Below are 22,281 nucleotides of genomic sequence, written 5' to 3' on the forward strand. Positions count from 1 at the left end.
TATTTTGATAAAAAGGCTTGGTTCTATTTTCGTTTTCTATTTTTTCACTAAATAATTTCTCGAAAAATCCCATTCGCCTTCCCCTTTTTAATGCTTGCGCTTAGCGACACTAGCATAATAATTATTCTGCTTGAATTTTTTCGCTCTTCCCTTCTCTGATTTTGACTCCTAAAACAAAATCAACGGCAATTTCCAATAAAAAATCAATAGAAAATAAGTAAAATCGGTAACTTAACAAACCATCTCCATGATATTAACCAATATGCCATTAAAAACGAAACTACGATAAACACAAATCCTAACAACATTACAATTAAAAGCCCTGTTTCCGACCACATAATTTTCGGGACTTTGTATTTTTGAAACCCTATCTTCTGCTTTGAAAAATAACTATGCCAAGATCATACCGCAAATGCTAAAATAAAAAATAAAATTCCAGCTTTTATGTATTATTTCCTCTACTATTATTTTCCCAAAAACCTTTTCCAGAAGCTCCAACAACATAAAGAGCTAAATATCGGCTCTGCCATTGTATATTGAGCGCATCCAAAAAAGTACGCATTTCTAGTTTTGACTTATCTATATCATAGCGAAAAGCCGTATAGTCATCAAAAAATACTAATAAAGCGGTATTATTGAGCCTTTCTTTTACTGCCATTTTCTTATCAATCAACTCACGGATTCGACCTTTGATTTTCTGGTTTATTTCTTCAGAGGAGCACGCTTCTTCGTCTACGGTAACTTTCTTTCCTAATTTCTTATCTCTTTCAATTGAAACATCCCCTATCATATTAACGTGCCCATGGCTTAAAAAATATTCCATTCTGGCATGCTCTATTTCGTTTCGATCTGCAATTGTGATTTCGATGTATTGAGGAATATCATTCGCCTTGCTTTCAACTCTAACATCATAATTCTGACACCCAATGATAGGTTTGAATCTTACATCTTTCCATTCTTCAAGTTTATTTTGAAGTAACCTATAAAGAGGAAAAAGTTCTTCATAAAAAATCTTTGCTACGCCTTGATGCAGAATATTCTGTGTTTTAAGTTCTTCTCTTAGTTCTTTGGTGATTTCTAATTTTTTCCCAAACCAATCATTGAACTCTTTTGGAGTTCTTGGTTGAGAAATTTCATCTTCTTTTATATATTCTTCAAATCTCATATTGTATATCTTAAATAATCCGAACTTATTTCAGTTTCGGACAGTTGTTAACATTGGTTGGCGGACTAGGATTTGAACCTAGACTAACAGATCCAGAATCTGTAGTGCTACCATTACACCATCCGCCAATTTAGTCTATAGTTAATAATAAATGTCTAAAGAGCAAAGTTTTTTATCGCGTAGTCAAGGCGCGTTAAAACAGTGTCCTTACCCATCACTTCCATCATCTCAAAAAGCCCCGCGCCTTGCGTCGTGCCGCTTATGGCCATTCGGGTAGAATGTATTATGCGCGCGGGTTTTATGCCCAACTCCGACGCCAACTGCTTACAATTCTTCTCAAGTGCGGCGACATTAAAATCGCTTATAGAAGAAATCCTCTTCTGCCAGTCGGACAAAATGAGCTTCGTACCTTCCTTCTTAAGATGCTCTTTTGTCCCTGCGGGGTCGTAATCAAGCTCGTCAGTATAGAAGGCCCTGATATGGCCCTCAAAATCAGCCAAGGTCTTTATCCGGATTTTGTATAATTCTATCAAACGAAGTAATTTTTCTCTATCAAAATCTTCGCTTATTATTCCGCTTTCCAGAAGGAGCGGTATTAAAAGTTCTAAAAGTTCTTTCGAATCTTTCTCCTTCAGGTACTGGCCGTTAAGCCAGTTCAGTTTATCAATATTAAAAATGGCGCTTGTCCTATTCACCTTCTCGAGGGTAAATTCTTTTACGATCTCTTTTACGGGCAGTATCTCCCTGTCACCGCCCGGCGCCCATCCCATAAGCGCAAGGAAATTCACCAGAGTATCCGAAAGGTACCCCATTTTCCTATATTCCATAATACTTGTAGCGCCGTGGCGTTTTGAAAGCCGGCCGCCGTCCGGGCCCATTATTAGGGGGATATGCGCAAATTTCGGTATAGGGAGCTTTAGCGCCTCATATATCGCTATCTGCTTCGGTGTATTTGAGATGTGGTCGTCGCCGCGCACCACATGCGTTATCTTCATGTCGGCATCATCTATAACGCAGGCAAAATTATACGTGGGGAAACCGTCCGACTTTATCAGGACTTCGTCTTTTAGCACCTCGGAGTCAAATTCGATCTCATTTCTGCAGATATCATTAAACCTTATCTTCTTCTTGGGCATCTTAAAGCGTATCGCATTTTCTTCTCTATATGCTTTATCTTCCTTAAGAAGTTTTTCGGCGGTGGCGAGATAAAGGTCCAGCCGTTCGGATTGGAACACAAGCGGCTCATCCGATTCCATCCCCAGCCATTTGAGGCTCGCCAAAATCTCCTCCAGAAATTCATCCTTAGAGCGTGCTTTGTCGGTATCCTCGATACGCAGTAAAAACGACCCTTTTTCGTGGCGGGCAAAAAGCCAGTTAAAAAGCGCGCTTCTTGCGCTTCCTATGTGTAAAAAACCCGTAGGGCTCGGTGCAAAACGGACTCGGACCATCACGCCTCCTTTAACTGTTTTTCAAACATCTCGCTCGCCACTACGCTGGCGATGCCTTCCGCAGTCAAGTTATATTTTCTTAAAATTTCCTCGCGCTTTCCATGGCTTATGAATTCGTCAGGAAGCCCTATTGCCTTCAGCTCTATTCCTTTTATGTTCTCTCTGTCTATAAACTCCAGAACCGCGCTGCCGAATCCGCCGCTAACGATACCTTCTTCGACGGTAACAAATTTTTTAAAGTGCCGCGACAGCTCTTCAATCAATTCTTTGTCAAGCGGTTTTACGAAACGCGCATTGACGACTGTGGCATGGATGCCTGTTTTATCCAGAATCTTCGCTGCTTCAAGAGATACCGCGACCATGCTTCCCAGCGCTAAAATAGCCAGGTGCTTCCCCTCGCGCAAGGTTTCAGCCTTTCCTATTATAAGCTTTGAATGAGGCATATCGCGCCCCAGGCCGAAAACCTGCCCCCCTCTTGGATAGCGTATGCTGAAAGGCTTGTTTGAATTAAGGGTTAATTCCATCATATCTTTAAGCTCAATGGTGTTCTTGGGCGCCGCTACTACCATATTTGGAATATGCCTCAGATACGCGATGTCGAATATTCCGTTATGCGTCTCACCGTCTTCTCCTACAAGGCCGGCCCTGTCGACGCAAAATACGACGCCGAGTGACTGCAGGGAGACATCGTGTATTATCTGGTCATAGGCGCGCTGGAGAAAGGTGGAATATATCGCCACAAACGGCTTAAACCCTCCCTTCGCCAAAGCGCCCGCAAAGGTCACGGCATGCTCTTCGGCTATACCTACGTCAAACATCCTTTCGGGGTATCTTTCCGCAAATTTATCGCAGCCTGTGCCGGATAGCATGGAAGCGGAAATCGCAACGACTCTTTTATCTTTTTCTGCCATCTCCGACAACTTCTCCGAAAAAGCCGACGTAAACGTATCTTCCCCGGCCGCAGAATCTGCCCGTTCGCCTGAAAATTTATCAAAAGGCGCGCTTCCGTGGAATTCTGACGGGCGTTCTTCCGAAAATTTATACCCTTTTCCCTTTTTGGTAATCGTATGAAGCATTATAGGCCCTTTAAGATTCTTTATCTGCTTCAACTTGCTGATAAGATCCTCGACCGAGTGGCCGTCTATAGGACCAAAATACCTGAATCCGAGTTTCTCGAAAAATAGGCCCGGGACAAGCAAATTTTTAACGCCCTCTTCAAATCTTCTCGCGGCCCTGTAAGCGCCAAATCCAAAACGCGGTATCCGTTTTACGAGGCGCTCCAGGTCGCTGTGCATCTTATTATATACGGGATTCACTAATATGCTATTGAGATAACTGCTGAGCGCTCCAACGCTCTTTGTTATGGAGAGTTCGTTATCGTTTAATATGACAAGTATGTCTTTATTAAGATGGCCCGCGTGGTTCATCGCTTCAAATGCCATCCCTCCGCCTAAAGCGGCATCTCCTATTATTGCGACGATCCTCTCGTCGCCTCCTTTTAGGTCGCGCGCGGCTGCAAGGCCGAGGGCGCTCCCTATTGATGTGGAACTATGGCCAACGGTAAATACGTCAAATTCGCTTTCGCGCCAATTGGGAAATCCGCTTATACCGCCCAGCTGGCGCATCGCGCGAAATGCCTCTCTTCGCCCGGTCAATATCTTATGCGCGTATGCCTGATGGCCTACGTCCCACAACACTTTGTCGCGCGGCGTGTCAAATATATAATGGACCGCTAACGCAAGCTCCACCGCGCCGAGTGATGACGCAAGATGGCCGCCGTTTTTCGCGACAACATCTATTATTAGTTCCCTTGTCTCTTCCGCCAATTGCGGCAGGTCTTTTGGATCCAGCCGCCTCAGGTCTGCGGGGCTGTTTATTTTATCCAATAGTTTTGCCATAAACTTAGTTTTCCCTCTTGAGGATAAAATCCGCTATTTTATTTAAATTGCCGGCTTTTTTGCCGAATACATCCACCGATTTTTTCGCAACACTTATCAGGTCTTCCGCTTCTTCCCGCGCGGCGCTTATGCCTACGATCTTCGCATAGCCGTCGTCATCTAATATATCGTCGACTATCTGAAAAGCAAGCCCCAGATGCTCGCCGTAGGCCTCCAATGCCTTTATCTTTTTCTGACTAGCAGAACCTATAATGCCCCCTATTTTGCAGGATACTTTTATAAGTGAACCTGTCTTCAGTATATTTATGTACTCCATCGTGGGCAGGTTTATATTGGCTTTATCTTTAATGCTTAAATCTATCGCCTGCCCGCCTACCATGCCAAAAGTACCTATGGCGCGCGAAACCTCAAATATGATATCACCGATTTTTTTCTTATCCTTTATCTGCGATATAACATTGAAAGCAAGTGAGAGGAGCGCATCGCCCGCCAATATTGCGTTTGCCTCGCCGTATTTTATATGGCAGCTCGGCCTTCCTCGCCGTGTGGCGGCATCATCCATTGATGGCAAGTCGTCATGTATCAAGGAATAGGCGTGTATCAATTCTATGGCACACCCGAGCAAAAGAGCATCGCCTGTTTTTCTGCCGGCGCTTTTAGCGCTTTCCACTAACAGTATCGGCCTTATCCTCTTTCCGCCGTTAAGAACAGAATAACGCATAGCCTCGTGTATCAGATTTGGCATAGCCGTCTTTTTGGGCAGATACCTATCCAGTGCTCTGTCTATTGATTTTCTATTTTTCTCTAGGTAACTCTTTATCATAATCCCTACCCCCCCCCCTATTCTAACCAGGTTAGAATAGGCCCGGGGAATCGTCGGATTTCTTTGGCCGCTTATGCCTTGTCTTCGCCTTTTCCTCACAGGCGGCCTCTTCAAAGGGGGCCAGCCCGAATTTGCTGCCCGATTTCATAAGAAGCTCTACTTTGCTCTTCGCCGCTTCAAGCTGCCTGGAGCAGATCTTCGAAAGCTTTATCCCTTCTTCATATTTTGCCAGCGATTCATCCAGCGAAAGCTCGCCCTTCTCCAGATCCGCCACTATCTTCTCCAGTTTCTTCAGCGCTTCCTCAAATTTTATCTCCGCCATTTTAGCTCCTGTGTTATTTAACTTCGCTAATAAACTCGCCTTTTGCAAGCTTTGTCTTTACTTCGTCGCCTTTTTTAAGTTCCGTGGAATCCTTCACCACTATGCCCGAATAGGCGCGGCTGGTTATGCTGTAGCCTCGCGAAAGAACTTTAAACGGGCTAAGCATATCAAGCTTCCCGCAGATTGCGCCGAACGCCGCTTCATTTATATCCAGCATATGGCCGGTCATTACTTCGATATTCCTCGCAATATCGTCAATGCGCTGCTGGTGCTGCTCTATTATATTTATCGGCTGCTTTAGAATATAACTTTCCGATAGCGCCTTAAGTTCGTCCCCGAGTAAAGTAATTTTGTCGATTATAGAATTGTCTAACCGGCCGTCGAGTTCTTCGAGCCTGATCAAAAGGTCTTCTTTTCTGGGGATGACCATCTCTGCCGCGGCCGAAGGTGTCGGCGCTCTTTTATCCGCGACAAAATCCGCTATAGTCCAATCGATCTCGTGGCCGACCGCGCTTATTATAGGTATCTTTGAATCAAAAATCGCGCGCGCGACTATCTCTTCGTTAAAAGACCATAAATCCTCAAGCGAGCCGCCGCCTCTTCCCACTATTAATACATCCACGCGTTTATCGGCGGACATGTTATTAAAAGTATTAAACTCCTCTATCGCCTCGGCTATTTCTTTTTCCGCACCGATTCCCTGGACTCTTACAGGATTCAATATAACTTCCACATTCTGAAAACGCCGCTTGACTACATTCAATATATCTCTTATCGCAGCGCCCGTCGGAGAAGTCACCACGCCTATGCGAGTCGGCAGATACGGAATAGGCCTTTTGCGCGCCTCATCAAAAAGCCCTTCTTTCTGTAATTTCGCCTTCAGCTGCTCAAATGCCATCTGAAGCGCGCCTACTCCCTTGGGCTCTATTTTATCCACGTAAAGCTGGTATTGGCCGCGCTTGTCATAGACGCTGATCTTCCCAAAACAGACGACATTCATACCTTCTTTGATCTGAAACTTTAATCCCTGATTCGCCGAGCGAAAAAAAGCACAAGTCAGCACCGCGCCGGCATCTTTCAAGCTGAAATACATGTGCCCTGAGGAGTGTTTTATAAAATTGGAGATCTCTCCCTCCACCCACACCTCCGGAAATGCCCCTTCCACGAGCTCGCGTATATTCGCGGTAAGCTCGCTTACGGTATATATGCGCCTTTCTTCTTTCATAAATATATCTTTATCTTTTTCCATCGCAGATTTCCCTGGGGGTCCCCTTATGATGGTACTTTATACATATTATATTACGGATATATTGAGAAAACAATACCCCTATCCCCGTAGTATTTTGACCATCCCAAATAACAGACGTAAACTGCGTTAAACCGCTACCCGGGTTTTCCGGACCGACAAAAGCCAGCCATCGGTCTTGATGGTCCTCTAAAAACATCTGAATCCCAAGTATATCTGCCGTAAGTTATTCATACATGCGGCTGTTTTGGCAGAATCGGCCGCACCTCTTATAGCCGGAAGCAATATGGCTATAAGCAGGCCGATTATTGCAAGGACAACTAAAAGTTCGATAAGTGTAAAGGCACTTGCTTTCATGTCATGCCATCTTTATCCGCGCTGATAGATTTATTCCAACTTGATCGATCCGTTTCCGTATAGGTTATTGCTTTTTCTTCTGTGCGGCCCGTTAAAGGTGCCCTTTATATTTTTGTCCCAGACGATCAATTTATCCTTTGATTGCTCCATCGTATTAAATACCCCGTCGGTAAGGTAAAAAGTTGTCCAATATGAACACGGGACTTTTTTTCCGCTTACCCCGAAGTCACTGGGCGGATCGTCATCAAATATATCCCCTAATTTCTTATTATTGGACGGGCAGAAAAAGATATTAATGTCATCAATATAGTCCGGATACAGGTTGCCGAGCCCGTATTTCATATTATTTGCCCAGATATAACCGCTTGTTGTTGACGTAACTCCGGGACCACTTGGCCCGGGCCAAGAAGGAATGTTATTACCATCATGATCATCCGCATACATCTGCATACCAAGGTATATCTGCCGTAAATTATTCATACATACGGCTGTTTTAGCTGAATCCATAGCGCCTCTTACGGCCGGCAGTATAATGGCTATAAGAAGGCCGACTATTACAAGCACGACTAAAAGCTCGATGAGAGTAAAGCCCAAAGATTTTTTAATCACGGCTTATCTCGTTTTAAGAAATTTATCTATCGATTTTGCGGCCTTTTTGCCCGCGCCCATCGCTAAAATTACGGTCGCGGCGCCTGTAACGATATCGCCGCCGGCGAAGATATCGGGCGCGGATGTCTGGCAATTTTCATCAGTCGCTATATAGCCGCGTTCGTTCAGTTTCACTTCCGGAATCGTATCCAATAAAAGCGGATTCGGCCCCTGGCCTATGGCGACGACTATGGTATCCATGGGAATCCGATAATTAGATCCTTTTATCAAAACAGGGCTGCGCCTCCCGCTCGCGTCCGGCTCGCCCAGTTCGTTCTTCACAAGCTCTACTTCGCGAAGCCACCCTTTTTCGTCGCCATGACACTTTACAGGATTTGTCAAAAGATTAAATATTATGCCTTCTTCTTCGGCATTTTTTATCTCATCGTGCCTCGCAGGCATCTCGTCGCGGCTTCGTCTATATATTATATAAACCTCTTCTGCGCCGAGCCGTTTCGCGCATCGCGCAGAATCGAATGCGACATTGCCTCCGCCGATCACTCCCACACGCTTTCCTATCTTTACCGGCGTGTCGTATTCGGGAAAACGGTATGCCTTCATCAAATTTATCCGCGTCAGGAATTCATTGGCGGAATATACGCCGTTTAAGTTTTCACCGGGTATGCCCATAAAATAAGGAAGCCCTGCCCCTGTCCCTATGTAAAATGCCTTGAAACCCTCTTCCCGCAGTTCTTGTATAGTAGCGGTCTTTCCTATTACATAATCGACCTTCAGATCAACACCCAAGCTCTTTATGTATTCAATCTCTACTTTGATTGTTAACTTGGGAAGTCTGAATTCCGGTATTCCGTAAACGAGCACTCCGCCGGCTTTATGGAGCGACTCAAAAAGTGTAACACTATAGCCCATTCGTGCAAGGTCCGCGGCGCATGTCAATCCGCCGGGCCCGCTACCTATTACTGCAACTTTTGCACCCGTATTCCGTATTCCGTATTCCGTATTCCGCGAGTCATTCGGACGACGGACGACGGACGACGGACGACGATTCAACTCCCAATCCGCGGCAAAGCGCTCAAGCGAACCTATATCTATAGGCTTTCCCTTTTTGCCCAAAACACACTTTAATTCGCACTGCTCTTCCTGCGGACAGATGCGGCCGCACACGGCAGGAAGACTGTTCTTTTCCTTGATGGCCTTTATGGACTCGCTATATTTGCCGTCTCGGATCAACCCTATAAACTTAGGTATATCTATCTCGACGGGGCATCCTGCGACGCAGCTCGGTTCCTTACACTGAATGCATCTTTTTGCCTCAGCCTTCGCTTCCTCTTCCGAAAGTCCCAGCGCTACCTCGAAAAAATTTTTAATTCTATCCTCTGCGCGTTGCTTTTTCATAAAAAGGGGACAGGCTACTTTTCTCCTTTCTCAATAATACTCTTAGGTCTGCCTCTCGGTTTGAGAGTAGATTCTAATCCTAGTTCCTTGCTCACTTGTAGTTGCCATACTGGTGCTCCATAGGGACAGCCGCGATTTACACATTTAGATATCTCCGCAACTTCTTCATTTGTTGGAGACATATCTACATATCGACTCCAATCGTCAGGCAACTCTATGGGAATTTTATCGATTAACAAAACGGGTTTCTCATTAATAGATTCGCGATGAGAAGACCATGTCCATTGTTTAGCCGATTTAACAAGCCCCTTTCTTAATGGATTTCTCTCAACATATCTCAAAACAGTCAACAAATGATTATCTTCTTGAATAATGAAACTCTTAAACCGGCCTTGCCATACATGGCCGCTGGTTTCATAATGTCTGTGATATCTTCGCACATGGCTTGTCATTAACCATTGCATATATTTGCTTAATTCTCCCGCCCGAATTGGCATCATAACTATGTGAAAATGATTTGGCATCAAACAGTAGGCGAAAATCTTGATCTCGTACTTCTTTTTTGCCTCTTTCATTAACTCGACAAATGTTCTATAATCCTGATCTTTATGAAAAATCGTCTGCTTTCCATTTCCGCGGTTAAGGACATGATAAATCAAACCATCTGCTAAACCTCGTGCAATTCGTGGCATTATATTATTCTTTTGCGTAAAAGACGATTATTTGGTTTCCTGAAAAAGTAGCCTGTCCCCTTTTTCTTAACCCTTTCTTCTGCACCCTGTTTTTTCATGATGCCTTAATGACTCCTCTTCTTTATCTTTAAAACGCCTGTCGCGGTTTATAAACTCATCAAAATCTATCTCGTGCGCGTCAAAATCCGGGCCGTCGACGCAGGCAAATTTTGTTTTCCCGCCTACTGTCACGCGGCAAGTACCGCACATGCCGGTGGCGTCCACCATATTCGCATTTAAGGAAACCATCGTCTTTAGATTATATTGCTTCGTAAGCATGGCTACCGCCTTCATCATAAATATCGGCCCAACGGCATAGACTAGATTATAAGTATCTTTATCAAGCAGTTTCTTTAAAATATCGGTAACAAATCCCTTCTCCCCGGAAGAACCGTCATCAGTAGCTATATGAAAATGATCACTCGTCGCTTTCATCTCGTCGGTCAAAAGAACGAGCTCTCTATTGCGCGCGCCTACTATGGATGTGACTTCATTTCCCGCTTCTTTGAAGGCCTTTGCTACCGGATAGATCTCTGCAGTCCCTACTCCGCCGCCTACGCATATTACTCTGCCAAGTTTTTCAACGTGCGTGGACCGGCCAAGGGGCCCTATAATATCCATAATGCTCTCGCCCCTCTCCAGATTGGCAAGGCATTTAGTGGTAGTACCTGCCTCCTGAAATATTATGGTAACGGCCTCTTCTTTTTTATTCGTATCCACTATAGTAAGAGGGATCCTTTCGCCTTTCTCGTCTATCTTCAGCACTACAAACTGTCCCGCTTTTGCATTTTTCGCGACATGCGGCGCTTTTAACTTCATAAATGTAACCTGCGAATTCAACCTCTTTTTTTCCAATATCGCAAACATCAGCCACCTAACTTTTCGTTAATTCTTTTTATTTCCAGCGCCTTCCCGGTCTTTTCGTCTATTGTCACAACCACGCCGTTCAGCTGTACATTATCTTCGGCCATCTCAAAGCGCGTCGGAAGGCTGGTTAAAAAACGCGTAAGTATCTGCTCCACTTTTCTCCCTATAACGGAATCATGCGGCCCGGTCATACCGAGGTCCGAAATAAAAGCCGTGCCCTTAGGATATATCCTTTCATCGGCTGTCTGAACGTGCGTATGCGTCCCCAATATCGCGCTCACCTCGCCGTCAAGATACCAGCCAAGCGCTATCTTTTCGCTGGTCGCCTCCGCGTGCATATCTATAAGGATGATGGGTGTCTCTTTCCGGATCTTCTCTACTATATCGCGCCCTGTTTTGAACGGGCATTCCACGGCCTCCATAAATACCCTGCCGACGAGATTTATAATGCCTACTTTGGCGCCATTTTTTGCCGAATATATTCCCCAGCCGCTGCCGGGCGCGCCGGCCGGATAATTTGCCGGCCTAAGGAGCTTGCTTTCCGCGTCCAGAAATTCCACAATCTCTTTCTTCTTCCATATGTGGTCGCCCGAAGTAATGACATCCACTCCGTAAGAGAATAATTCTTCGGCAATGTTGGGCGTAACTCCTGAGCCGCCCGCGGCATTCTCCGCATTGGCCACCACAAAATCTATCTTTTCTTTTTTAGTTATTTTCGGGACAAGTTCTTTAATAGCGCGCCTGCCCGGCGAACCTACTATATCGCCTATGAACAGTATCTTCATATTGGCTCCTTATCTCGCGTAATCGATCGCGCGCGTCTCTCGTATGACTGTCACCTTGATCTGGCCGGGATACTCGAGCCCTTCTTCTATCTTTTTTGTGATATCCCTTGCCATTGAAATCGCCTGGGCATCGGTTATCTTATCCGGTTGCACGATTACTCTTATTTCCCGCCCGGCTTGGATTGCAAAGGACTTTTCAACGCCTTTAAATGAATCTGCTATCGCCTCCAGTTTTTCGAGGCGTTTTATATAAAGCTCCAGCGTTTCGCGCCTTGCGCCGGGCCTTGTGGCGCTTATAGCATCAGCGGCCTGCACCAAAACAGCCATTAGAGTCTTCGGCTCTATGTCCTGATGATGCGCTTCTATCGCGTGAATGACGCTTTCCGTCTCGCCGTATTTTCTGGCAAGGTCGGATCCTATTTTTGCATGGGTCCCTTCGACCTCATGGCTCGTCGCCTTTCCTATATCGTGAAGAAGGCCTATTCTCTTTGCCAGCGTCGGGTCTATCCTTAACTCTCCCGCCAAAACACCCATCAGATAGGCGACTTCTTTGGAATGCTGCAGGACATTCTGACCGTAACTGGTCCTGTATTTCAGCCTGCCCAAAAGTTTGATGATCTCTACGTGCATGCCGTGGATGCCGACGTCAAATAGGGCCTTTTCGCCCTCCTCTTTAATATGCTCATCCATCTCCTTCTTTACTTTTTCAACTACCTCTTCTATGCGCCCGGGGTGGATCCTGCCGTCTTCTATGAGCTTTTCAAGGCTCCTTTTGGCGATCTCGCGTTTTACCATATCAAACCCCGAGAGTATGACCGCTTCCGGCGTATCGTCTATTATGACATCAACTCCCGTCGCTATTTCAAGCGCCCTTATGTTACGGCCTTCTCTGCCTATGATACGGCCTTTCATATCGTCACTCGGCAGGTTCACTACGCTTACGGTAGTTTCTACGGTATGATCCGCGGCGCATTTTTGTATGGCCATACCGACTATCTTTCTAGCTTCTTTGTCTGCGTTCGTTTTAGCTTCCTCAATGGTCCTTTGTATCATAATATCCGCTTCCTGCTTGATTTCGCCCTCTAAGCGGTGCAGAAGTATCCTCTTTGCCTCATCTCTGCTCATGCTTGATATCTGCTGCAGTTTTATCTTCTCCTCCTCGAGAACGTGGTCCAGTTCCTTTATCTTAGCATCCGCGCTATGCTCTTTAGCAATAAGGGAGCCCTCTCTATGTTCGACATTTTTCTCTTTCTTGTCGATCATATCTACTTTTCTGTCCAGGTTCTCCTCGCGCTGTATTAATCTTCTTTCAAGCGCAAAGAGTTCCTGCTTTCTGTCGCGCGATTCCTTTTCAAACTCATTCCTTGTCTTATGAAGAAGATCCTTTGCCTCAAGGTCTATCTCTTTTCGCCTGTTGGCTACTTCCTTCTTGACCTCTTCAAGCATAACTCTTGCTTTTTCTTCAGCGGACTTAAGCCTTTTTTTCGCCACGATCTTCCGGATCATATAACCAAAAACAAAGAAGAAAGCGGCTCCCAGAATACCCATTCCTATATGAGTAAGATTGATACTGCCTAAATTCAATTGAATCCTCCTCCTTTCATAAAAAGGCCTAATGCGTAAATATCACGATACAAGAATCTTATTAAGGGGAATATCGGTGTCGTATCGAGGAAGCTCATCAACTAATTGAAAATCGAAAGCGAGCCCCACCGTAAAAAGACGCGGCGGAGCTTTGTGAAGGAACCTGTCAAAATACCCGCCGCCGTGCCCCAGACGGTGGCCGTGCCTGTCAAAAGCTATGCCCGGCACTACCATGAGGTCCACCTCTTCAAGCGAAACGGGTTTTACGTGCTTCTCGCCCGGCTGATGAATGCCGTAATGGCTTCTTATAAGTTCCTTCTCCCTATCCTTTAATTCGGAAAGCTTCAGCGTCTTTTCCTCCTTAACGGTAATGGGCACCACAACTTTCTTCCCCATTTGTATTGATTCGTCTATCATTTCATGCGTATCCACTTCATAAGGCTTGGATACGTAAAACATCACGCATTTTGCCTCTTTAAACTCAGTTAGTGAAAATAGTTTCCTTCTTAGTATATTTACTTTTTGTTCTTTATCTTTTTTATTGATAGCGTACAGCCTATCTAATGTCTCCTTTCTTATCTTTCTTTTCAGTAGATCTACCATGTGCGTTCACCCGCGTTTCTTAAGGTAATCCCCTATTGCGGATTTCAGCGCTTCTTCCGCAAGCATTGAACAGTGCATCTTGACCGGCGGCAGGCCGTCCAACGCGCTGGCTACGGCCTTGTTAGAGATCTCGAGCGCTTCTTCTATAGTCTTCCCCTTTACAAGGTCGGTCACCATGCTTGACGTCGCTATGGCGGCGGCACAGCCAAATGTCTTAAATTTGGCGTCTTTTATCCTGCCGTTTTCTATTTTGATATAAAGACGCATTATGTCTCCACACACGGGATTTCCGACATTACCGATGCCGTCGGCGTCCGGTATCTCGCCTACATTGTGCGGATTTTTGAAATGTTCCATCACTTTTTCGCTGTATTGATTGTTCATCTCTCTACTCGCTGTTTTTATACAAAGGCGACATGTCGCGCAATTTCTTTATAATGGGAGGCAGTTCTTTTACGACTCTATCTATTTCTGCCTCAGTGTTTTCGCTGCCCAAGGAAAATCTTACGGAGCCCTGCACGGTAGCCGGCTCTACGCTCATCGCCTTTAAAACGTGCGACGGTTCAAGGCTTCCCGAAGTGCAGGCAGAGCCGCTTGATGCCGCGATTCCTTTTAAGTCAAGGTTCAGAAGCACTGATTCGCCTTCGACATATTTGAAGCTTACATTTAGCGTATTTGGAAGCCCAAGCGTCGGATGGCCGTTCAGTTTGACGTCTTCTATACTTTTAATTATACCCTGCCATAATCTGTCTCTTAAAACTTCTATGCGTTTCATTTCCGCTTTCATGTTACCGGCCGCCAGTTCGCACGCCTTTCCAAACCCGACTATACCCGGCACATTCTCCGTACCGGCCCTGCGGTTTCTTTCGTGGTGGCCGCCGTGCATAAGAGGCGTCAACTTCGCCTTTTTGTTCATACAAAGTGCCCCGACGCCCTTAGGTCCGTATATCTTATGAGCCGATATCGACAAAAGGTCTATGCCGAGTGATTCGACATCTATATCTATCTTCCCCAGCGCCTGCACCGCATCTGTGTGGAATAAAATCCCTTTCTCGCGCGCGATCTTTGCGATCTCTTTCACCGGTTCGACCGTCCCGACTTCATTATTCGCAAACATTATGCTTATAAGAATCGTATCTTTTCTTATCGCGGACTTAAGCGCTTCCATATCTACCAATCCGTATTCATCTACGGCGAGGTAAGTAACTTCGTAACCGTTTTTGGCTAAGAATTCGCAGGCGTTAAGCACCGCGTGGTGCTCGATTTTGCTTGTTATTATATGCCTGCCTTTATCTTTTAATGCGTAGGCGGCGCCTTTTACGGCGAAGTTGTCGGATTCGGTACCACCGCTTGTAAACACTATATCAACCGGCTCTACCGGCCCTATGAGGCGTGCCACTTGTAACCGGGCGTTTTCTACCGCTTCGCGCGCATACCTGCCAAATGAATGGAGGCTTGAGGCGTTGCCATACTCTTCGCCAAAATAAGGGAGCATCTTTTTAAGCACTTCCGGATCGACCGGCGTCGTCGCGTTATGGTCCAAATATATTCTTTTCATAGCCTAAGCCCTATATATTAAACTCATACTTATGACGAACAGTCTTATCGACCTTCATCCTTTTTGCATCATCACAGAGGTCTTTAAGCGAAACACTGTTCAGCGTATTATCAAGCGCGTTTTTCAATTTTTTCCATACCGTTTTTGTGACGCATCTATCTATCATTTTGCACGCTTTGATGGGCTTTGTGCTGCTCGCGCAATGAACCGGCGTTATATCTCCGTCCAGGGCCATTACTATTTCTCCCATCGTTATCTTTGCGGGGGCTTTTGCGAGAACATAGCCTCCGGCCGGCCCCCTGATACTCTTTACAAGGCCTTTCCTGCGCAGCTTATTTAAGAGCTGTTCTAGATATGGCACGGAGATATTTTCTTTTTTAGAGATATAGGCGACTGAAATGGGGCTCGCGCCGTGATTAAGCGCCAGCTCAAACATTGCCCTTATGCCGTATGTGGATTTTGTGGATATGCTCAAGAGACACGTCCTTAATATAGGCCTTTATTCTATTATATCCTACTATTTTTGTCAACTATAATGAAGTTTCTTTTAGGAGGCGGCCATTAATTTGCGCGGCTTGAGCATTTTGGAATGGTCTTTGGGGGGGTTATAGGTTTTTAAAAGATGTATTTTGCCCTTCTTCTTCAAATCCTCATATATCAAAACCCACGCGCAGTCAATATCGGGATTGACCTCGCATTTGGATTTATTAACCCCTCCGCAAGGGCCGTTCAAAAGCCCCTTAGGGCAGCGTGTAACGGGGCATATGCCTTCTGTAAGTTCCAATATGCATTCTCCGCACGCACTGCACCTCTCCAGAAAATCGCCGCTCTTCGTTACCTCTCCTATAAATAAAGTATCGTTTGCGATATGAAGCGCTTTATCAAAGGGCATGTTTTCTTTTACAGACTGAATGGCCAGACCGCATGCCATTATTAAAAGCGCGTCGGATTCTTTCATCGCCGTCTTATTTTTGCCTATGGCCGTCCTCGCCTGGCTTGCTATGCATGGCGCGTCCGGCAGGCAAAAACCGGTTACGGACTTCCCGTGGCTCTCGAGGAACTTCTTCATATCCGCCACTTCTTTTTCGCCGCCGGTCTTGCATACCGTGGCGCATTCCCCGCAGCCGATTATAAATATCCTGGACTCTTTGCCAAGATACTTTAGAATTTCCGATTTGTCTTTCTGTTTGGTAATTATCATTTGTCCCTTTGGGGGTCAGACCCCTGACGGGGTCTGACCCCCAAACATCAAACCGCCTCTACCCTTTTTATGGAAGGAACCGCCCTTCTGATATGTTCTTCAACAAAATGGGCCAGCGTCATCTGGCTCATCGGGCATCCGGCGCACGCGCCCTTAAGGCACACCTTTACAATACCGTCTTCATTTACTTCTACCAATTCTATATCTCCGCCGTCTGCCTGCAGCGTAGCTCTCAGCTTGTTCAGTACGGCCTCTACGTCTTTTTTGACATCATCCATAGGACTCTCCTATAAAAGCGGCTCTATTATTTTTTCGAATTCTTTTTTGGTGCGCGAACCTATTATTTTTTGGGTTATATTTCCCTTTTTATCTATAATAAATGTCGTCGGGATACTATAAATAGGGCCGTATGCTTTTGATACGAGCCCGTCATCTATAAGTACAGGATAATTTATTCTCCTTTCGGCGGCAAATCTCTTCACTGTGGCATCGTCGCCCTGTTCCATAGATATGCCTATTATTATGAATTTTTCGCTGTCCTTTGTATTGACCATATCTATGAAGTCCGGGATCTCTTCCCTGCAGGGAGGGCACCACGTTGCAAAAAAATTGAGCAAGACCACTTTATTATTATAATCAGAGAGCCTGACCGTTTTACCTTTTATGTCGGGAAGAGAAAAATTGGGCGCTTTTTTTGATGCACTCTCCTCGGCTACGGAACAACCGGCAAATAATATCATGCTTATTAAGATCGGAAATATAAAGCTTTTTTTAACCATGTCCCCTCCCAACTTCGCTTACCATCTTACCATACCAAAGTGGTTTGTAACAAGTAATATCCCTATTATGACCAAAAGAATGCCGCAGATGTATTTTACCGCTGCCAAATACTTGTTGAGCCGGGGCATAATAGAAAGCAGCGAATTGACCAAAAATGCCGAAACTAAGAAAGGCACGGCTAATCCCAGTGAATAGAAACTGAGCAGCCAAATCCCTTCTAACATTGTCTCTTTTGTGCCAGCATAAATCAGTATCGACCCTAAAATCGGCCCTACGCACGGTGTCCATGCCGCCGCGAATGTAACACCCAGAAGGAAGGCACCGAGTTTTGAGGTCTTTTGCAGCTTTAATCCTATCCTTTTTTCCTTATCAAGGGCCCCCAGCCGGAAAACGCCCATTATATAAAGGCCAAAAAGTATGACTAAAAATCCGCCTATGCGCGCCAATAAAGCTTTGTGGGCAAAGATAATACTGCCTACTAAAGATGCCGAGGCGCCCAATGCTATAAATATCGACGAGAAACCTAGTACAAAAAAGACGGAATAGATGAGGGTCTTGCGCTGGATGCTTTTTTTATCGGCTTCTTTTATATTGCTGAAAGATATACCCGTGATATAGGAAAGGTATGCGGGGATAAGCGGAAAGATACAGGGCGAAGCAAATGTCAAAAATCCCGCTATGAAAGCGAGTGAAAAAGATACCGGCGCGGTGTTTCCCATTACTAGCGGATCCTGGTTTTCAAGATATTGACTTTACTGTCGATAACTTCCAGTTTTTCAATGATAAGCTGTTGATTTGCCAGTATCCTGCTAATGTCGTCGGCATCCTCGACGCCGTCATTTTGCGCAAATACCTTGAATAGCATTAGTGAAATCATCACTATCAGAAACAGAATTATTATGCTGCGTATCATAAAACACCTCCCTTATATTAACGGGATTATTCTACCACGCAGCTTTTATCGATTCAATCTTTATTGTTTGACGGGGCGCTCGTTAAGCGGTTTAAACTTTACGCCGGAGTCTGCGCCCGGAATGGGTTGGACCGGCTCAGTCAGGAAGAACTTCTTATCTTTTATGCTCTTCTTAAGCAATTCCGTTATTTCGATTGCTTTACTGTAGCTGGAGAGCGACCCCGTAGGCACATCTTTGCCTTTTACCTTGATGGTACCGGACTTAAGTTCTTTGTAATTTATCTCTCCGAGTGATTCTCCGATGCCTTGAGGATATGCCTGGGAATAGTCGATTATCTGCGCATATATGTCCTCATCCTTAACGGCCGTATATTTTACTATTTCCTCATTCAATATCGGTATAGGTATTCCTATGCCGACATTCAAAGTGACGCCGTAGCCGATGAAGGAAGAACCGGAAAGCCATTTTGCGGACATGCCCTTAAGGTCTCCTATTACCGCGAGAGTGCCGGCAGGCGCCTGAGGTACTCCATTCGGTTTCCTTTTAACGGAAGGATTGTGCTGCGTGCCCTGCCAGGCCACATACCCTTCGCCGCCGCCCAGAAATATTCTTGTGCCTATACCGAGGGTTTTATAGTATGGGTCATTTAAAAGCGGTGACAACTGTCCGGCGCTGCAATAATTCGCATTGCCTATATGCGGCTTTAATACGCCCATATAAGTATAAATGGCTTTGTCAGATAGATTGACCGCCACATTATAATTCTGATAACAGTTCCGCGGATTAAAAAGAACCGCTTCGTTTAGGTCTTTCAGGCATATAAGCGTATCTATCTTTTTACGCGGGTAGCAATCGGTGCCGTATGCCGTTCCTTCAAGCCTCACATCCTTGCCGGCTACAAGTTCCTCTATAACATGGGCTCCGCCGTAGTTAAAGTCGCCCGGGTACACCTTATTCCGTGGGTCGTCATCCGGCATAGCGGTGGCGCCTATATAAATGTCTACAGCCGCAAAACCGGCATATGCGGGTACGCCGTTCAAAGTCACCTTACCGCCGCCCAGTTTTATTTTGGGTTTTGAGTGGCCTACATTAAAATACGCCCCGCTTGAACACATGGGACCGAAGGTGCCTGTTGTGACGACATCGACGTATTTGGCTGCCTCGGCTGCGCCCTTTTTCTCAACAATGTCTATTATCTCTTCGGCGGTGACAACGACTACATCGCCTCTTTTTATCTTTTCATTTATTTCTTTTATAGTCTTTGCCATGGTTCTCCTCGTCATTGCGAGCCCCAAAATTTCGGGGCGAAGCAATCTTATTTAAACAAATCTGTACTTAGATAGCGCTCGCCCGTGTCGGGCAGTACAACAACTATCCGTTTTCCATTGTTCTCTTTACGTTTTGCTACCGCATGTGCCGCAAAAAGCGCTGCACCGCTCGATATGCCGGCCAGGATGCCCTCTTCCTTAGCCAACCTCTTCGTAAACTCTTTTGCCTCTTCATTCTTTACCGCAATTATCTCGTCTATAAGATCTTTCTCTAAGACCTCCGGCACAAATCCCGCTCCTATGCCCTGTATCTTATGCGAGCCTGCTTTGCCGCCCGAAAGGACGGGTGAATCCGCGGGCTCAACCGCTACAATATAAATATTTTTATTCCTTCTTTTTAATACCTGGCCTACGCCCGTAAGCGTGCCACCGGTCCCCACGCCCGACACAAGAATATCCACTTTGCCGTCGGCATCCTTCCAGATCTCTTCAGCTGTAGTCTCTCTGTGTATTTTGGGGTTGGCTGGATTTTTAAATTGTTGCGGCATGAAAGAATTCGGCGTATTTTTTACTATCTCCTCCGCCTTTTCTACAGCGCCGCACATGCCCTCTTTGCCTGGCGTAAGAACTATCTTGGCGCCGAATATCAAAAGAAGCTGCCTTCTTTCCACGCTCATGGTATCGGGCATGGTCAGTATAAGATTATATCCTCGCTGGGCGCATACAAATGCAAGGCCTATACCGGTATTTCCGCTTGTAGGCTCTACGATAGTAGCGCCTTTTTTTATAAGATTCTCTTTTTCGGCAGCCTCTATCATCGCGAGGCCTATCCTATCCTTTACGCTCCCGCATGGATTAAAGGACTCGATCTTTGCGACAATTTCCGCCGGAAGACCCTGGCTTATCTTGCCTAGTCTGACTAAAGGGGTCTTTCCTACGGTTTCTGTTATATTATCGTATATTTTCGGCATAGTGGAGGAAATGTAGCATATATTAGGAATTTTGTCAAGTATTTATTTCTTTTTTTGGAAATTATACCTGAGTAATTTAGTAGGATATAGTGGCGCCTTATTTGCCTATAATCTGCTTCTGAGGCCAAGATATATATAGGAAGCGGCAATAACCTTGATTACCTCTCCGAGTAAGAAAGGATAAAGGCCCATTACGAGAGCTGACTTCAGATTTGCGCCTAACAGTAGCTTAAGCCACGCTATGCCGCATAGATACACTACGACGAGTCCCGTTATCATCGCCAGAAATATACTGAAACTCTTCTTTTCGAAAACACCGCTTTCGGTAAAATAGCCGATGACGTACGCCGCACATATAAATCCAAAAAGGTATCCGCCTGTCGGGCCGAAGATATGCGATATGCCGTATCCGTAACCCTGAAAAACCGGAAGGCCAAATGCGCCGAGTGAAAGGTACAATACCTGGCTTGCCGCACCCCATTTCCTGCCCAATACCGCTCCGGAAAGCAGCACAAAAAATGTCTGAAGGGTAAGCGGCACCGGAGTGAAAAAAAGCGGGATCCTCACATAAGCGCCTATGGCCGTAAATAACGCGAAAACCAAACAGCCGGCAACGCGGCTTGTCGTTTTATCTATTATAATCTCCTTGTTTAGTATACCTTGAAACGCGACACTATTCATATTAATCTCCCTTTTGCTTTTTCATATATTTTTTTAAATCGGGGTCTTTTGACATGGAAAGAATCTTTTCGTAGATACCCCTTGCCTTCTCGTATTTACCTTCGGCCACAAGCGCTTCGGCCTGCTGGTCCAGCGCTAGGAGATCATTGAGTTTCGCCTCGGTCCTTTTGAACGCCGCTTCTTCTTCCAACTTCACCGAGGCCTCTTTTAACTTATCCTGCACATTACGTAAGATCTCTTTTACCTCAAGCCTGTAAAAGGAATTTTTGTAAATTGCCCTGTCGCGCGCCTCTCTCTCTTTCCTCTCTTCCAGATCAGCGGATTCGGTCTCTACGTCGGGCATCTCCTGGCCTTGGATAACCACTTCTTCGGGCTCTTTTTCTTCCGAAACAGGCTCCTCTTTCCGCATTACCTTTTCGGGCGTTTCTTCAAACGCCTTAAGCGCTTTCTGCCTTTCTGCTTCCGCGCGGCGGCGCTCTTCTTCAAAGCTCGATCTATCGGTTTTCTCTTTGGCAACTTCTTCTTTGCGCCTCTCTTCTTCTAGCTGCGCTTTTTCCTCATCGAGCTTCGCTCTATCGGCTTCCAATCTTTCCTTCTCCTCTTCAAGGCGGGCTTTTTCTTCGGCAACTTCTTTTTTACGCCTCTCTTCTTCAAGCTTTGCCCTTTCTGCTTCCAGCTTTCTCCGTTCGGCTTCAAGCTGAGCCCTCTCTTCCTCCAAACCGGCCTTCTCCTCGGGTTTTTCCGGTATTCCCCCCATCATCGGCTTAAAGATCATCTCTTCCGGCTCTTCTTCCATACGGAAGATGCGGAAATCGCCTTTTTCCGCGCGTTTCTTTTTCTGTAATTCTTTCTTTGCGTTTATAAGGTACTGTTTTATATCCCTGTCCTTGGCCATCAGTATGGCTTTGTTGTATATCTCGATGGCCTCGTCGTAATCGCCTTTGTCCGCTTTGGCCTGAGCTTCTTTGTAAAGCCTCTTTACTCTTATCTCCAAGATATCAACAGCACGCGCCTCCCGGGCATAAAGGGATAGTAGGGCTAATAATATTATAAGAATAATGTTCTTCCGCATACC

The 22,281-nt window shown here is 45.6% G+C and carries 26 protein-coding genes and 1 tRNA gene; all 27 read right to left on the reverse strand.

The window, feature by feature from the left end; genetic code table 11:
* Positions 1–442 precede the first annotated feature (442 nt).
* The gene (locus KKI13_04340; protein ID MBU4488277.1) at positions 443–1,165 is read right to left on the reverse strand and encodes a hypothetical protein; all 723 of its coding nucleotides are present in this window, start codon (positions 1,163–1,165) and stop codon (positions 443–445) included.
* A 54-nt stretch (positions 1,166–1,219) separates the two neighbouring features.
* Positions 1,220–1,293 (reverse strand) — tRNA-Gln (locus tag KKI13_04345).
* A 27-nt stretch (positions 1,294–1,320) separates the two neighbouring features.
* Complete coding sequence (locus tag KKI13_04350) at positions 1,321–2,613, reverse strand: glutamate--tRNA ligase (protein MBU4488278.1); 1,293 nt, start codon at positions 2,611–2,613, stop codon at positions 1,321–1,323.
* Entirely contained in the window at positions 2,613–4,511 is a 1,899-nt protein-coding gene (dxs, locus tag KKI13_04355) for a 1-deoxy-D-xylulose-5-phosphate synthase (GenBank protein MBU4488279.1), read from the reverse strand. The genes KKI13_04350 and dxs overlap by 1 nt, the downstream gene beginning before the upstream one ends.
* A 4-nt stretch (positions 4,512–4,515) precedes the next feature.
* The gene (locus tag KKI13_04360) at positions 4,516–5,334 is read right to left on the reverse strand and encodes a polyprenyl synthetase family protein (GenBank protein ID MBU4488280.1); all 819 of its coding nucleotides are present in this window, start codon (positions 5,332–5,334) and stop codon (positions 4,516–4,518) included.
* 31 nt (positions 5,335–5,365) lie between these two features.
* Positions 5,366–5,656: an exodeoxyribonuclease VII small subunit gene (locus KKI13_04365; GenBank protein ID MBU4488281.1), complete on the reverse strand. Its 291-nt coding sequence runs from the start codon at positions 5,654–5,656 to the stop codon at positions 5,366–5,368.
* A 13-nt stretch (positions 5,657–5,669) separates the two neighbouring features.
* Positions 5,670–6,905: an exodeoxyribonuclease VII large subunit gene (gene xseA, locus KKI13_04370; GenBank protein ID MBU4488282.1), complete on the reverse strand. Its 1,236-nt coding sequence runs from the start codon at positions 6,903–6,905 to the stop codon at positions 5,670–5,672.
* 186 nt (positions 6,906–7,091) lie between these two features.
* Positions 7,092–7,259, reverse strand: coding sequence for a prepilin-type N-terminal cleavage/methylation domain-containing protein (locus tag KKI13_04375; GenBank protein MBU4488283.1), 168 nt, complete (start codon positions 7,257–7,259; stop codon positions 7,092–7,094).
* Positions 7,260–7,289: 30 nt separating this feature from the next.
* Positions 7,290–7,868: a DUF1559 domain-containing protein gene (locus KKI13_04380; protein MBU4488284.1), complete on the reverse strand. Its 579-nt coding sequence runs from the start codon at positions 7,866–7,868 to the stop codon at positions 7,290–7,292.
* Between the two features lie 3 nt (positions 7,869–7,871).
* Entirely contained in the window at positions 7,872–9,263 is a 1,392-nt protein-coding gene (gltA, locus tag KKI13_04385; protein ID MBU4488285.1) for an NADPH-dependent glutamate synthase, read from the reverse strand.
* A gap of 14 nt (positions 9,264–9,277) precedes the next feature.
* Entirely contained in the window at positions 9,278–9,955 is a 678-nt protein-coding gene (locus KKI13_04390) for a transposase (GenBank protein ID MBU4488286.1), read from the reverse strand.
* Between the two features lie 66 nt (positions 9,956–10,021).
* Positions 10,022–10,861, reverse strand: coding sequence for a sulfide/dihydroorotate dehydrogenase-like FAD/NAD-binding protein (locus tag KKI13_04395; protein MBU4488287.1), 840 nt, complete (start codon positions 10,859–10,861; stop codon positions 10,022–10,024).
* On the reverse strand, positions 10,861–11,646 hold the full coding sequence (locus tag KKI13_04400; protein ID MBU4488288.1) for a TIGR00282 family metallophosphoesterase: 786 nt from the start codon (positions 11,644–11,646) through the stop codon (positions 10,861–10,863). Before KKI13_04400 ends, KKI13_04395 begins: the two co-directional genes overlap by 1 nt.
* A 9-nt stretch (positions 11,647–11,655) precedes the next feature.
* Positions 11,656–13,194 (reverse strand): ribonuclease Y, encoded by a 1,539-nt coding sequence (rny, locus tag KKI13_04405; protein ID MBU4488289.1) that lies wholly within the window; start codon positions 13,192–13,194, stop codon positions 11,656–11,658.
* A gap of 78 nt (positions 13,195–13,272) precedes the next feature.
* Complete coding sequence (locus tag KKI13_04410; GenBank protein MBU4488290.1) at positions 13,273–13,833, reverse strand: 5-formyltetrahydrofolate cyclo-ligase; 561 nt, start codon at positions 13,831–13,833, stop codon at positions 13,273–13,275.
* A 6-nt stretch (positions 13,834–13,839) separates the two neighbouring features.
* The gene (nifU, locus tag KKI13_04415; GenBank protein MBU4488291.1) at positions 13,840–14,217 is read right to left on the reverse strand and encodes a Fe-S cluster assembly scaffold protein NifU; all 378 of its coding nucleotides are present in this window, start codon (positions 14,215–14,217) and stop codon (positions 13,840–13,842) included.
* 4 nt (positions 14,218–14,221) lie between these two features.
* Entirely contained in the window at positions 14,222–15,391 is a 1,170-nt protein-coding gene (gene nifS, locus KKI13_04420; GenBank protein ID MBU4488292.1) for a cysteine desulfurase NifS, read from the reverse strand.
* A 10-nt stretch (positions 15,392–15,401) separates the two neighbouring features.
* Positions 15,402–15,866 carry an Rrf2 family transcriptional regulator gene (locus tag KKI13_04425; protein MBU4488293.1) on the reverse strand — a complete coding sequence of 155 codons (465 nt, stop codon included), beginning with the start codon at positions 15,864–15,866 and terminating at the stop codon, positions 15,402–15,404.
* Positions 15,867–15,938: 72 nt separating this feature from the next.
* Positions 15,939–16,592 (reverse strand): methylenetetrahydrofolate reductase C-terminal domain-containing protein, encoded by a 654-nt coding sequence (locus KKI13_04430; protein MBU4488294.1) that lies wholly within the window; start codon positions 16,590–16,592, stop codon positions 15,939–15,941.
* A gap of 47 nt (positions 16,593–16,639) precedes the next feature.
* Positions 16,640–16,870 (reverse strand): NifU family protein, encoded by a 231-nt coding sequence (locus KKI13_04435; protein MBU4488295.1) that lies wholly within the window; start codon positions 16,868–16,870, stop codon positions 16,640–16,642.
* Positions 16,871–16,879: 9 nt separating this feature from the next.
* Positions 16,880–17,371, reverse strand: coding sequence for a TlpA family protein disulfide reductase (locus tag KKI13_04440; GenBank protein ID MBU4488296.1), 492 nt, complete (start codon positions 17,369–17,371; stop codon positions 16,880–16,882).
* An 18-nt stretch (positions 17,372–17,389) separates the two neighbouring features.
* Positions 17,390–18,091 carry a cytochrome c biogenesis protein CcdA gene (locus KKI13_04445; GenBank protein ID MBU4488297.1) on the reverse strand — a complete coding sequence of 234 codons (702 nt, stop codon included), beginning with the start codon at positions 18,089–18,091 and terminating at the stop codon, positions 17,390–17,392.
* 2 nt (positions 18,092–18,093) lie between these two features.
* Positions 18,094–18,285, reverse strand: a complete 192-nt coding sequence (locus KKI13_04450; protein ID MBU4488298.1) for a hypothetical protein — start codon at positions 18,283–18,285, stop codon at positions 18,094–18,096.
* Between the two features lie 60 nt (positions 18,286–18,345).
* Positions 18,346–19,554: a homocysteine biosynthesis protein gene (locus KKI13_04455; GenBank protein MBU4488299.1), complete on the reverse strand. Its 1,209-nt coding sequence runs from the start codon at positions 19,552–19,554 to the stop codon at positions 18,346–18,348.
* A gap of 47 nt (positions 19,555–19,601) precedes the next feature.
* On the reverse strand, positions 19,602–20,525 hold the full coding sequence (gene cysK / locus KKI13_04460) for a cysteine synthase A (GenBank protein ID MBU4488300.1): 924 nt from the start codon (positions 20,523–20,525) through the stop codon (positions 19,602–19,604).
* Positions 20,526–20,630: 105 nt separating this feature from the next.
* Positions 20,631–21,206, reverse strand: a complete 576-nt coding sequence (locus KKI13_04465; protein MBU4488301.1) for a biotin transporter BioY — start codon at positions 21,204–21,206, stop codon at positions 20,631–20,633.
* 1 nt (position 21,207) lies between these two features.
* Positions 21,208–22,278 carry a tetratricopeptide repeat protein gene (locus KKI13_04470; GenBank protein ID MBU4488302.1) on the reverse strand — a complete coding sequence of 357 codons (1,071 nt, stop codon included), beginning with the start codon at positions 22,276–22,278 and terminating at the stop codon, positions 21,208–21,210.
* Positions 22,279–22,281: the final 3 nt, after the last annotated feature.

It is taken from the genome of Candidatus Omnitrophota bacterium, from assembly GCA_018894435.1.
Lineage (GTDB): Bacteria > Omnitrophota > Gorgyraeia > JAHIPI01 > JAHIPI01 > JAHIPI01.